At 68.3% G+C, this 12,593-nt stretch carries 10 protein-coding genes; 9 read left to right on the top strand and 1 reads right to left on the bottom strand.

What is annotated here, in order from left to right; genetic code table 11:
* The first annotated feature begins 92 nt into the window (after positions 1–92).
* The 9 genes from ACIBK4_RS31900 to ACIBK4_RS31860 all read left to right on the top strand — a co-directional run bounded on the left by ACIBK4_RS31900 (position 93) and on the right by ACIBK4_RS31860 (position 10,906).
* Complete coding sequence (locus ACIBK4_RS31900) at positions 93–2,336, top strand: glycoside hydrolase domain-containing protein (protein WP_399000276.1); 2,244 nt, start codon at positions 93–95, stop codon at positions 2,334–2,336.
* Positions 2,337–2,354: 18 nt separating this feature from the next.
* The gene (locus ACIBK4_RS31895) at positions 2,355–2,783 is read left to right on the top strand and encodes a hypothetical protein (RefSeq protein ID WP_399000274.1); all 429 of its coding nucleotides are present in this window, start codon (positions 2,355–2,357) and stop codon (positions 2,781–2,783) included.
* A gap of 17 nt (positions 2,784–2,800) precedes the next feature.
* Entirely contained in the window at positions 2,801–3,559 is a 759-nt protein-coding gene (locus tag ACIBK4_RS31890) for a hypothetical protein (protein WP_399000272.1), read from the top strand.
* Positions 3,560–3,704: 145 nt separating this feature from the next.
* Positions 3,705–4,754: an ABC transporter substrate-binding protein gene (locus tag ACIBK4_RS31885; RefSeq protein ID WP_399000269.1), complete on the top strand. Its 1,050-nt coding sequence runs from the start codon at positions 3,705–3,707 to the stop codon at positions 4,752–4,754.
* Between the two features lie 112 nt (positions 4,755–4,866).
* Entirely contained in the window at positions 4,867–5,712 is an 846-nt protein-coding gene (locus ACIBK4_RS31880; RefSeq protein ID WP_399000267.1) for a siderophore-interacting protein, read from the top strand.
* A gap of 152 nt (positions 5,713–5,864) precedes the next feature.
* Positions 5,865–7,307, top strand: a complete 1,443-nt coding sequence (desA, locus tag ACIBK4_RS31875) for a lysine decarboxylase DesA (protein ID WP_399000265.1) — start codon at positions 5,865–5,867, stop codon at positions 7,305–7,307.
* Positions 7,291–8,574 carry a lysine N(6)-hydroxylase/L-ornithine N(5)-oxygenase family protein gene (locus ACIBK4_RS31870; RefSeq protein WP_399000263.1) on the top strand — a complete coding sequence of 428 codons (1,284 nt, stop codon included), beginning with the start codon at positions 7,291–7,293 and terminating at the stop codon, positions 8,572–8,574. Before desA ends, ACIBK4_RS31870 begins: the two co-directional genes overlap by 17 nt.
* A complete protein-coding gene (locus ACIBK4_RS31865; protein WP_399000260.1) occupies positions 8,571–9,131 on the top strand; it encodes a GNAT family N-acetyltransferase in 561 nt (186 codons plus the stop codon). The genes ACIBK4_RS31870 and ACIBK4_RS31865 overlap by 4 nt, the downstream gene beginning before the upstream one ends.
* The gene (locus tag ACIBK4_RS31860; RefSeq protein ID WP_399000258.1) at positions 9,128–10,906 is read left to right on the top strand and encodes an IucA/IucC family protein; all 1,779 of its coding nucleotides are present in this window, start codon (positions 9,128–9,130) and stop codon (positions 10,904–10,906) included. Before ACIBK4_RS31865 ends, ACIBK4_RS31860 begins: the two co-directional genes overlap by 4 nt.
* A 71-nt stretch (positions 10,907–10,977) precedes the next feature.
* Here the strand turns inward: ACIBK4_RS31860 and ACIBK4_RS31855 are convergent, their stop codons facing one another.
* Positions 10,978–12,567: a beta-N-acetylhexosaminidase gene (locus ACIBK4_RS31855; RefSeq protein WP_399000771.1), complete on the bottom strand. Its 1,590-nt coding sequence runs from the start codon at positions 12,565–12,567 to the stop codon at positions 10,978–10,980.
* Between the last annotated feature and the right edge of the window lie 26 nt (positions 12,568–12,593).

Raw genomic sequence — 12,593 nt, 5'->3', positions numbered from 1 at the left:
GCCAGAACGTCAAATCCCCCTGTTCTCAGGCCTGTTGGCTATCTAGCGTTCGTCCGGCGAACCCCGCCCCAGCGAATGAGGAGCCGCCCCAGATGGCCGACGAGATGGTCCTGAGAGCCCAGAAGTTCGTCAACTCCGTGTACGGGGCCCGCATCGGAATGACGGTGGAGGAGAACGGGCAGACCGCATGGCCCGTCATGTACGCCCTGACGCGCGCTCTCCAGTGGGAACTCGGCATCTCCCCGGTGTCGAACAGCTTCGGCCCGACCACGCTCTCCACCCTCCAGTCGAAGCACCCGAGGATCAACTCCGGCACGGCCCCGTCCGCCGACTTCGTCCGGATCATCCAGTCCGCGCTGTACTGCAAGGGCTACGACGGTGGCGCCATCGACGGTCTCTACAGCGACCGGGTCGCCTCCTCGGTGGCCCAGCTGAAGGCCAACATGGGTGTCTCCGGGGCCTATCCGGGTTCCGACCTGGTGCCGAAGGTCTTCAAGGGCCTGCTCAACATGGATGCCTACGTCACCGTCAACGGCGGCTCGGACGCCGTCCGGGAGATCCAGCAGTGGCTCAACGGCCGCTATGTGAACCGGGCGGACTACTTCGTCGTCCCCTGCGACGGCCACTACTCGCGTGACGTAGCCAAGTCGATGATCTACGCCATCCAGTACGAACTGGGCCTGGCCGACGGCACCGCCAACGGCGTGTTCGGCCCCGGCACCCAGGCGGGCCTGAAGGACCACACGCTGTCGGTGGGCTCCAGCGGCACCTGGGTACAGCTGTTCACGGCCGCCATGATCTTCAACAAGCGGTCGGGCGTACCGTTCCAGAGCTCCTACACCAGCGAACTCGCGGCCCGGGTACGGGAGTTCCAGGGCTTCGTCAAACTCCCGGTGACCGGCCTCGGCGACTACCAGACCTGGGCCTCCCTGCTGATCTCCTACGGCGACCAGACCCGCCGGGGCGAGGCCTGCGACGGTGTCACCGCGATCACGCCGGCCAGGGCGGCGACGCTGAAGGCCAACGGCATCTCGTACGTGGGCCGTTACCTCTACAACCCGTCGACGACCTCACTCCCCCAGAAGGAGATCCAGCCGGGCGAGCTGAAGACGATCGCCGACAACGGCCTGCGCTGCTTCCCGATCTTCCAGACCTACGCCCGCTCCGCCGACCACTTCAGCCCCTCACAGGGGACCGCCGACGCGCGGACGGCGGTGGCACAGGCGGTCAAGCACGGCTTCCGGCACGGGGTGCGGATCTTCTTCGCCGTGGACTACGACGCCGTCGACGCCGAGGTCACCTCGTTCGTCCTGCCGTACTTCCAGGCCGTCGACGCCGAACTGGCCCGGCTGGACAACCCGTTCCGGGTCGGCGTGTACGGCCCGCGCAACGTGTGCTCGCGCGTCTCGGACGCCGGTTACGCGACCGCTTCCTTCGTGTCCGACATGTCCTCCGGCTTCTCCGGCAACCTCGGCTATCCGATGCCCGCCAACTGGGCCTACGACCAGATCGTCACGCGGACCATCGGGTCCGGCGACGGGGCGATCGAGATCGACCACAACATCGCCTCCGGCCTCGACATCGGCGCGGGCACCTTCGACGACCCGCTCCCCGCCGAACTGCGGCTGGACCTGGAGCTGCCGACGGAGGTGCACGAGGCGCTGCTGACCGAGCTGCGCCAGACGCTCCTCACCCTGGAGCCGCCGATCCCGGAGACGTCGACCGGCAACAAGTGGTCGGTCAAGGACGCCTTCGACCTGGTCATGGCCAACGACGACCTGATCACCGGCATGGCCCGCACCCTGAAGATGCGCAAGGCCCTCATCCAGGTCCCGGTGTTCTGGGAGACCCGGCACTACACCACCTTCGCGGACTACATGGGCGACCTGGGGGTCCGCGCCTACCACCAGGGCCTGGACAGTCCGCCGCCCGGACTGGATCCCTTCATCAAGCCGGACTCCAGCACCGGCCCGGGCCAGATCTTCGCCGCCACCGCCATCAACGCCCGCAACCGGGCGATCCAGGAGGAGGTGCTCGACGCGAACATCCGCAACCCCGACAGCGACGCCGACCTCTGGCTGATCTGGCAACTCCTCAATGAGAACCCCGAGTTCAACATCCGCCAGGTCCCGTACGTGCACCGGTACCATGCCGCGAAGTACGGTGTGCGACGCCCGGCGCTGGATTCCAGCCCCGAGGACATCTTCGCGATCCTGAAGTACTACCAGGGCGACAACGCGAACGCCGAGACCGAGGCGGCGAAGCGGTTGCGGGTGTACGGGGTCTTCGAGACGTACAACGCCATCACCCGGGGTGACAGCGTCCCGGGGATCTGACAGCCGGGAGCGACGGACATGGGCAAGAGCGGCATGGGCGACACGGGCGGGGACACGACATATCTGGCCGTGGTGCGCTCACCCCGGGCGCGGCACGCGGCCACCGTGGCCCTGGCCGCGGGACTCAACCTGTTCCTCGGCTACCTCGGGAACGGGGCGCTCCAGCAGCCGTGGCGGCTGCTGGAGGTGTGGGTGCTCCCCGAGCACGGGTGGGCGCCGGCGCCGGCCCCGACGGAGACCGACGACGGGATGGGTCCCGACATCGCGGCGACGGTCCTGATCACGCTGCCCTTCCTGTTGCTGTGCGCGTTCGTGAACTACCTGGTCACGCAGGCCGTCAACGTCCACCGCCGCTGGTACGCGTTCATCGCCGCGGTGGCACTCCTCGCCCCGACGGTCGCGTTCGAGATCGACCCGCTGATGTACGCCGAGATCCCTCGGCCCTGACAGAAAGCCTTCCGATCGTGTCTCTCTCGCGTCGTACCGCCCTGAAGCGGGCCGCGCTGCTCGCCGGCGCCACCGCACTGACCGTCACCTCGGCCCCGCAGGCCCTCGCCGCCGGCCCCGTGCCGTCGCCGCCCGCGCTCGACCCCGCCTTGGTCCAGGACGCCCTGGACCGCCATCGCGCCGAACAGCGCCGGGTGTTCACCGGCCGGCCCTCGAAGAACGGCTGGGAGATGGAGCGGGTCGCGGACGCCGGCGGCACCGTGTGGACCCGGCCCGTCGTCGGCACCCCCCTCGCCGGGGTCCGGGTGCGCCTCGGAGACGTCGAGACGGTGCTCGTGCACGTGGTCCGCCGCTTCCACTACGAGGTCGACGCGCTCAGAGCCGGTGACGTGGCCGGATGGAGCGCGCCGTCGAAGGTGCGCAAGGGCCTCGCAGAGTCGAACCTCGCCTCGGGCACCGCGGTGCGGATCCGCCCCGGCTCCTATCCGTTCGGCGCACGCGGCGGCTTCTTCCCGGACCAACTCCTGGTGATCCGGGACATCCTGGCCGAGCTGGCGGGCGTCGTCCGCTGGGGCGGCGACGACCGCAGACCCGACGAGGCGCTGTTCTACGTCGACGTACGCCCGGGCGATCCGCGGCTGGCCGAGGTGGCCCGCACCCTGCGCGGGTGGAGCGACGAGCCCGGCAAGGGCGCGGGGGCTCCCGTGGACGTCCTGGGCACCCGGCGCCGCGACGCGGCCGAGGCGCTGGCCCGCCGTCAACGGGCCGCCGCCTGACGGGAGTTGGACCCGGAGTCGAACACGGCCGGGGGGCCGGGCCGTTGGATGGCGGCCACCCGGCCACTGGACATCGAGTGAGGTTAGGCTAACCTACCTTCGAATTGTCCGGCGGGCGCTCCGCCCTGTTCGAAAGCAGCCACACATGTCCAACGCCCGTGCCACCCACCTCTCCCGCCGCGGCATCCTCGCCGCGGGCGGCGCCCTCGGCCTCGGTGCCGTGCTCGCGGCCTGCGGCGACGACGACGCGAAAAGCGGTGGCTCGGACAAGGAGACGGCGGCCGCGCAGAAGTCCGGCCCCTGGACCTTCAAGGACGACCGCGGCTCCACGGTGAAGCTCGACAAGATCCCCGCGAACATCGTCGCGTTCGTCGGTGTCGGCGCCGCGCTCCACGACTACGGCATCTCCGTGAAGGGCGTCTTCGGCCCGACCAAGCTGAAGAACGGCAAGCCCGACGTCCAGGCCGGCGACATGGACATCAGCAAGGTCACGATCCTCGGCAACACCTGGGGCCAGTTCAACATCGAGAAGTACGCGGCCCTCGCCCCCGACGTCCTCCTCACCACCACGTTCGACGCCGCCGGGACCCTCTGGTACGTCCCCGAGGAGTCCAAGGACAAGATCGCCAAGCTGGCGCCGAGCGCCGCCGTCTCCATGTACGACCGCCAGCTCACCACGCCGCTCCAGCGGATGTGGGAGCTGGCCGAGTCGCTGGGCGCGGACATGACGGCCGCGACGGTCACCGACGCCAAGAAGCGTTTCGAGGCGGCCTCGGAGCGGCTGCGCAAGGCGGCCAAGGCGCGCCCCGAGATCAAGGTGCTGGCCGGTTCGGCGGCGGACACGGTGTTCTACGTCTCCGGGTCCAATCTCTCCGTCGACCTGGAGTACTACAAGGCGCTCGGCGTGAACTTCGTCGAGCCGTCCGCTGCCGCGCTCAAGGCGAGCGGTGGCTGGTACGAGAACCTCAGCTGGGAGAACGCGGACAAGTACCCGGCGGACATCATCATGATGGACGACCGGTCCGCGACGATTCAGCCCGCGGACATCACCGAGGCCACGTGGAAGGCTCTGCCGGCGGTGAAGGCGGGGCAGGTCATCTCGCGGTCGCCTGAGCCGATTCTGTCGTACGACAAGTGTGTGCCGATGGTGGAGAGTCTGGCGAAGGCGATCGAGAGTGCGAAGAAGGTCAGCTGAATCTGGGGTGGTTTCGCTTTGTGGGGAACTGCGGGCCGTGTGTGGCTGGTCGCGCAGTTCCCCGCGCCCCTTTAGGTAGGCAGCCTCACGCTTCTTCTAAGGAACCCCCCTCATGACTACGGCCGTTGCCGCCCCGTTCCGTTTCTTCTCGCTCCAGGTTGTGCGGACGGAGCGGCTTGGGCCGTCTCTTGTTCGGGTCTCCTTCGGTGGGGATGATCTGGCGTATTTCTTCTCCGACGGGTGTGATCAGTCCCTGTCGTTGTTCCTCCCTCAGCCGGGGCAGCTGGAGCCCGCCGTGCCGTATGAGCTAGGGGACGGGTGGTGGCAGGGGTGGCGTGAACTGCCGGACGACGTACGGGCCGTGATGCGCTCGTACACTCTGCGCGCCCTGCGCCGCGACACCCAAGGCAGCACGAGCGAGATCGACATCGACTTCGTGTTGCACGAACCCGCCGGGCCCGCTTCCCGTTGGGCCTCCCTCGCCTCCGCCGGTGATCGGGTCGTGCTGCTCGGACCCGCGATCGCGGACAATCGCGCGATCCGGTTCCGTCCGCCGGAGGATGCCGATCTCGTCGTCCTGTGGGGGGACGAGACCGCCGTACCGGCCGCGTCCGCCATCCTCGAAAACCTGCCGGCCGGCATTCGCGCGCGGGCGTGGCTCGAAGTCCAACACCCCGGGGACATCCAGGACTTGGTCACCGACGCCGATGCCGAGGTGACCTGGCTGGTGCGGGAGAGCCAGGGCGTCGAGGGGTCCCCCATGGCCCTCGGCGCCCTTCGGGATGCCCAACTGCCGTCTGCCGAGCGGCCGTACGTGTGGATCGCGGGCGAGTCCGGTCAAGTGAAGGCGTTGCGGCGGCACTTCGTGGGTGAGCGTGGGTTCGACCGGCGGCGGGTGACCTTTGTCGGGTACTGGCGGCAGGGGCTCAGCGAGGAGCAGTTGCGCGACGCCGGGTGACGGTGCGAGGGGCAGCTGGGGCGTGAGTGACGGCTGTCACGGGAGCGGCGGGTTTCGCGGACATTAAGTTAGGTTAGGCTTACCTAAGTTGATGTTGCGGAACCCCGCCGCTCACCTGTCCCGCACGGACTTCCCCACCGGAGGACCCCCACATGCGCTCGCACCTGCTCAATGACACGACTGCGGAGCACTACCGCCGCTCCGTGACGGAAGGCGTGGAGCGGGTGGCGGCCAAACTCGCCACCACGGAACGGCCGTTCACCGGCGTCACGGTCGACGCCCTCTCCCCCCTCATCGACCGGATCGACCTCGACCGCCCGCTCCACGACACCGCCGCGGTGCTGGACGAGCTGGACGAGGTCTATCTGCGTGACGCGATCTACTTCCACCACCCGCGCTACCTCGCCCACCTCAACTGCCCGGTCGTCATCCCGGCCGTGCTCGGCGAGGCGGTGCTCTCTGCCGTCAACTCCTCCCTGGACACCTGGGACCAGTCGGCCGGCGGCACCCTCATCGAGCGGAAACTGATCGACTGGACGAACGAGCGGATCGGCCTCGGGCCGCACGCGGACGGGGTGTTCACCTCCGGCGGCAGCCAGTCCAACCTCCAGGCGCTGCTGCTGGCCCGTGAGGAGGCGAAGACCGACAGTCTCGCCAAGCTGCGTATCTTCGCCTCCGAGATCAGCCACTTCAGCGTGAAGAAGTCCGCGAAACTGCTGGGCCTCGGGCAGGACTCCGTCGTGTCGATACCCGTCGGTGCCGACAAGCGGATGCAGACCGTCGCCCTCGCCCGTGAGTTGGAGCGCTGCAAGAGCGCAGGGCTCGTCCCCATGGCCGTCGTCGCCACCGCCGGCACCACCGACTTCGGCTCCATCGACCCGCTGCCCGAAGTCGCCGCCCTGTGCGAGCAGTTCGGGGTGTGGATGCACGTCGACGCGGCCTACGGCTGCGGACTGCTCGCCTCGCTGAAGCACCGGAGCCGGATCGACGGCATCGAGCGCGCCGACTCGGTCACCGTCGACTACCACAAGTCCTTCTTCCAGCCGGTGAGTTCGTCCGCCCTGCTGGTCCGCGACGCCGACACCCTGCGCCACGCGACCTACCACGCGGAGTACCTCAACCCGCGCCGCATGGTCCAGGAGCGCATCCCCAACCAGGTCGACAAGTCCCTGCAGACCACCCGCCGCTTCGACGCGCTCAAGCTGTGGATGACGCTGCGCGTGATGGGCGCCGACGGCATCGGCCAACTCTTCGACGAAGTCTGCGACTTGGCCGTGGAGGGGTGGAAGCTGCTCGCCTCCGACCCCCGGTTCGACGTCGTCGTCGAGCCCTCGCTCTCCACCCTCGTCTACCGCTACATCCCCGCCGCCGTCACCGACCCGGCCGAGATCGACCGCGCCAACCTGTATGCCCGCAAGGCCCTGTTCGCCTCCGGTGACGCGGTGGTCGCGGGCACCAAGGTCGCGGGCCGCCACTACCTGAAGTTCACCCTGCTCAACCCCGAGACGACGGTCGACGACATCGCCGCCGTCCTCGACCTGATCGCCGGCCACGCCGAGCAGTACCTGGGAGACTCCCTTGACCGCGCTTCCTGAACCCGCCACCAAGACCTACGACTTCGTGGGCATCGGGCTCGGGCCCTTCAACCTCGGCCTCGCCTGCCTCACCGAGCCGATCGTCGAACTCGACGGAATCTTCCTGGACTCGAAGCCCGCCTTCGAGTGGCACGCCGGCATGTTCCTCGACGGCGCCCACCTCCAGACCCCGTTCATGTCGGACCTGGTCACGCTGGCCGACCCGACCTCGCCGTACTCCTTCCTCAACTACCTGAAGGAGAAGGGGCGTCTGTACCCCTTCTACATCCGCGAGAACTTCTACCCGCTGCGCGTCGAGTACGACGACTACTGCCGCTGGGCCGCCGACAAACTCACCAACGTGCGCTTCGGCACGACGGTCACCGAGGTGACGTACGAGGACGACGTCGAGGTCTACGTCGTCCGGACCGAATCCGGTGACGTGTTCCGCGCCCGGCATCTCGTCCTGGGCACCGGCACCCCGCCGTATCTCCCGGAAGCCGTCGCGGGGTTGGGCGGCGACTTCATCCACAACTCCCGCTATGTGCAGCACAAAGCGGAGTTGCAGGCCAAGGAGTCGATCACGCTGGTCGGCAGCGGGCAGTCCGCCGCCGAGATCTACTACGACCTGCTGAGTGAAATCGACGTCCACGGCTACGAGTTGAACTGGGTCACGCGCTCGCCGCGCTTCTTCCCGCTGGAGTACACGAAACTCACACTGGAGATGACCTCCCCGGAGTACATCGACTACTTCCATGCCCTGCCGGAGCAGACCCGCTACCGCCTCACGGCCGAGCAGAAGGGCCTCTTCAAGGGCATCGACGGCGACCTCGTCAACGAGATCTTCGACCTGCTCTACCAGAAGAAGGTCGGCGGCCCCGTCCCCACCCGACTGCTCACCAACTCCTCGCTGGACAGCGCCACTTACCGCGAGGGCGTGTACGAGCTGGGGCTGCGCCAGGAGGAGCAGGAGAAGGACTACACCCTGCGCTCCCAGGGCCTGATCCTCGCCACCGGCTACAAGTACGCCGAGCCGGAGTTCCTCAAGCCGGTCCACGAGCGGCTGCGCTACGACTCGCGAGGCAACTTCGACATCGCGCGCAACTACTCGATCGACAGCACAGGCCGGGGCGTCTTCCTCCAGAACGCCGGCGTCCACGCGCACAGCATCACGTCCCCCGACCTGGGCATGGGCGCGTACCGCAACTCGTACATCATCCGTGAGCTGCTCGGCACCGAGTACTACCCGGTCGAACAGACCATCGCGTTCCAGGAGTTCGCAGTATGAGCACCCTCGCCACCACAGACACCTTCACCTTCCGCCCCCTCGACCCGCTCCAGGACGCCGAGTTGCTGCACCGGTGGCTCACGCACCCCAAGGCCGCGTTCTGGATGATGCAGGACGCGAAACTGGAGGACGTCGAGCGCGCCTACATGGAGATCGCGGCCGACGAGCACCAGCACGCGCTGCTCGGGCTGCGGGACGGTGTCCCCGTCTTCCTGATGGAGTACTACGACCCCCGTCATCGCGAACTGGTGGGCCTGTACGAGCCGTTGCCAGGTGACGTCGGCATGCACTTCCTGACGCCGGCCACCGAGACCCCCGTCCACGGCTTCACCCGCGCGGTGATCACCGCCGTGATGGCCCGCCTCTTCGAGGACCCGGCCGTCGAACGCGTCGTCGTGGAACCGGACGTGTCCAACACCGCCGTCCACGCCCTGAACGAGGCGGTCGGGTTCGTGCCCGAGCGCGAGATCCAAAAGCCGGAGAAGAAAGCCTTGTTGAGCTTCTGCACACGGGAACAGTTCGTGACGGCGACTGCGGCTACGGCGGTGTCCGCATGAGCCTCGCCGACGCCGTCGCCCACCTCTCCCCCGAGCGCTGGGAGAAGGCCAACCGCCTCCTCATCCGCAAGGCCCTCGCCGAGTTCGCGCACGAGCGACTGATCACGCCCGAACTCTCCCAGCAGGACGGCGACTTGTACGTCGTCCGCAGCGACGACGGTCTGACCCGCTACCGGTTCACCGCCACCCGGCACGCCCTCGACCACTGGCAGGTCGACGCCGACTCGATCACCCGACACCGCGACGGCGCCGAACTCCCCCTCGCCGCCCTGGACTTCTTCATCGAGCTGAAGCAGGCGCTCGGACTGAGCGAGGAGATCCTGCCGGTCTACCTGGAGGAGATCTCCTCCACCCTCTCCGGCACCTGCTACAAGCTCACCAAGCCGCAGATCCCGGTCGCCGAGCTGGTGAAGAGCGACTTCCAGGCCATCGAGACGGGGATGACCGAGGGCCACCCCTGCTTCGTCGCCAACAACGGCCGGCTCGGCTTCGGCATCCACGAGTACCTCTCGTACGCCCCCGAGACCGCGAGCCCGGTCCGGCTGGTGTGGTTGGCCGCGCACCGCTCACGGGCCGCCTTCACCGCGGGCGTCGGCATCGAGTACGAGTCGTTCATACGGCGGGAGTTGGGCGCCGAGACGGTCGAGCGGTTCGGGCTCACTCTCGTCGACCGGGGTCTCGACCCCGACAACTACCTCCTCATCCCCGTCCACCCCTGGCAGTGGTGGAACAAGCTCAGCGTCACCTTCGCCGCCGAGATCGCCCGCGGTCACCTCGTGTGCCTCGGCGAGGGCGACGACGAGTACCTCGCCCAGCAGTCCATCCGGACCTTCTTCAACAAGTCCCACCCCGAGAAGCACTACGTGAAGACGGCCCTGTCCGTCATCAACATGGGCTTCATGCGCGGACTTTCGGCCGCCTACATGGAGGCCACCCCGGCGATCAACGACTGGCTCGCCCAACTCATCGACAACGACCCGGTGTTGAAGTCCACCGGCCTGTCGATCATCCGCGAGCAGGCCGCCGTCGGCTACCGCCACCTGGAGTACGAGGCCGCGACCGACCGCTACTCGCCGTACCGCAAAATGCTCGCCGCGCTGTGGCGCGAGAGCCCGGTCTCCTCGCTCCAGGACGGCGAGTCCCTCGCAACGATGGCCTCGCTGGTGCACCTCGACCACGAGGGCGCGTCCTTCGCCGGCGCGCTGATCGAGCGGTCGGGGCTGGCCCCGGTGGAGTGGCTGCGGCGCTATCTGCGGGCGTACTTCACCCCGTTGCTGCACAGCTTCTACGCCTACGACCTGGTGTTCATGCCGCACGGCGAGAACGTCATCCTCGTCCTGAAGGACGGTGTCGTCGAGCGCGCGATCTACAAGGACATCGCCGAGGAGATCGCCGTCATGGACCCGGACGCGGTGCTGCCGCCGACGGTCGAGCGGCTGCGCGTCGAGGTCCCCGAGGACAAGAAACTGCTCTCGATCTTCACCGACGTCTTCGACTGCTTCTTCCGCTTCCTCGCCGCCAACCTGGCCGCCGAGGGCGTCCTGGAGGAGGACGACTTCTGGCGTACGGTCGCGGACGTCACCCGCGAGTACCAGGACGCGGCGCCCGAACTCGCCGACAAGTTCCGGCAGTACGACATGTTCGCGCCCGAGTTCTCGCTGTCCTGCCTCAACCGTCTCCAACTGCGCGACAACAAGCAGATGGTGGACCTGGCGGACCCGGCCGGCGCGCTCCAGCTCATCGGCACCCTGAAGAACCCGATCGCCGGGTTCTGACCCCACAAGCAGGCGGGCACCCCGGGGTACGGTCCCCCGGGGTGCCCGCCCCATGTACAGATACTGCTCAACTACTGTGCGGGCCAAGGAACTTGGGGCGACCGGTAGTAGTCGATCCCCAGCGCGTCCCACCTCGGAGCCTGCGCCGCGAGCCGCACCTTGTACGTGTCCCAGTCGTGCGTCGAGGCCGGCGACCAGCCCAGCTCGGCCACGCCCGGGAGCCTCGGGAAGGCCATGTAGTCGATGTTCGCGCCGGTCACGATCGTCTCCGACCACAGCGGCGCCTCGACGCCCTTGATCGCCGAACTCGGCGCCCCAGGAAGGTAGTTGCCCGGGTCCCAGTCGTAGGACCGCTTGACCTCGACGAGCCCGGCCCAGTCCTGGCCGAGCGGGGTGTCCTCGGTGTACTTCATGTCGAGGTAGACCCGGTCGGCGGGCGAGAGGATCAGCCCGGTGCCGTTCTTCGCGGCCTCGGCGACCTGCGCCTTCTCGGCGGCGTCGGTGTCGTCGAGACCCCAGTACTGGGCGAGCGCGCCCTTCACCGGGTGGGCGCCGGTGATCTGGTGCCAGGCGATCACCGTCTTGCCGTACTTGGTGACGATCGGCTGCACCCGGTCCATGAACTTGACGTAGTCCTCATGGCTGGTGGAGTGCGCCTCGTCGCCGCCGATGTGGAGGTAGCGGCCCGGGGTGAGCGCGGCCAGTTCGCGGATCACGTCGTCCACGAAGCGGTAGGTGAGATCCTTGCCGACGCACAGCGAGCTGAAGCCGACGTCCGTGCCCGTGTAGAGCGGGGGCGCGACGCCGTCGCAGTTCAGGTCGGCGTAGGAGGCGAGGGCCGCGTTCGTGTGGCCCGGCATGTCGATCTCGGGGACCACTTCCAGGTAGCGCGAGGAGGCGTAGCGGACGATCTCCTTGTAGTCGTCCTTCGTGTAGTAGCCGCCGGTGCCGCCGCCGACCTCGGTCGAGCCGCCGTAAGTCGCCAGGCGGGGCCAGGAGTTGATGGCGATGCGCCAGCCCTGGTCGTCGCTGAGGTGCAGGTGCAGGGTGTTGATCTTGTAGAGCGCCAACTCGTCGATGTAGTGCTTGACTTGGGCGACGGTGAAGAAGTGCCGGGAGACGTCGAGCATCGCACCGCGGTAGGCGTAGCGCGGGGAGTCCTCGATGGTGCCGCCCGCGATCTGCCAGGGGCCGGGCTGCCGGGAGGTCTTCTCGACTGCGGCGGGCAGGAGTTGGCGCAGGGTCTGGACGCCGTGGAAGAGTCCGGCGGGCCTGCTCGCGGTGATGGTGACACCGGAGGGCGTGCTGTCGAGCCGGTAGCCCTCGGCGCCGAACGTGCCCTTGGTCAGGCGGAGTTGGATGCCGCCCTTGCCGTGCGAGGTGATGGGCAGCCGGTAGCCGGTGGAGGGGCGCAGGATGCCCGCGAGGTACGCGCCGATCCGGCGTGACTCACGGGTGTCGTCGACGCGGATCCGGGTGGCGCTCGTGATCCGGTACGGGTGGCCCGCGGGGGTGACCTTGGCGGGTGCCGGGACCACCCGGCCCAGCGGGGTTGCGGTGGCGGGCGCGGCAGCGGGTGCGGCGCCGACGACGGACACGCTCGCGGCGGCGACGAGCAGCAGCGAACCGAGGAGGCGGGTCGTTCTGTGGCGCTGTCTCACAAGGCGTCTCACGAGCGGTCCCTTCC

The organism is Streptomyces sp. NPDC050528, assembly GCF_044457795.1.
In the GTDB taxonomy this organism is placed as follows: domain Bacteria; phylum Actinomycetota; class Actinomycetes; order Streptomycetales; family Streptomycetaceae; genus Streptomyces.
Note: the sequence above shows the minus strand (reverse complement) of the source record. Positions and strands in the feature narration are given on the sequence as shown.

What these genes read in the sequence shown, in the direction of transcription:
- ACIBK4_RS31900 (WP_399000276.1), top strand. Translation starts at nt 93, where the DNA reads ATGGCCGACGAGATGGTCCTGAGAGCCCAGAAGTTCGTCAACTCCGTG.
- ACIBK4_RS31895 (WP_399000274.1), top strand. Translation starts at nt 2,355, where the DNA reads ATGGGCAAGAGCGGCATGGGCGACACGGGCGGGGACACGACATATCTG.
- ACIBK4_RS31885 (WP_399000269.1), top strand. Translation starts at nt 3,705, where the DNA reads ATGTCCAACGCCCGTGCCACCCACCTCTCCCGCCGCGGCATCCTCGCC.
- ACIBK4_RS31880 (WP_399000267.1), top strand. Translation starts at nt 4,867, where the DNA reads ATGACTACGGCCGTTGCCGCCCCGTTCCGTTTCTTCTCGCTCCAGGTT.
- desA (WP_399000265.1), top strand. Translation starts at nt 5,865, where the DNA reads ATGCGCTCGCACCTGCTCAATGACACGACTGCGGAGCACTACCGCCGC.
- ACIBK4_RS31865 (WP_399000260.1), top strand. Translation starts at nt 8,571, where the DNA reads ATGAGCACCCTCGCCACCACAGACACCTTCACCTTCCGCCCCCTCGAC.
- ACIBK4_RS31860 (WP_399000258.1), top strand. Translation starts at nt 9,128, where the DNA reads ATGAGCCTCGCCGACGCCGTCGCCCACCTCTCCCCCGAGCGCTGGGAG.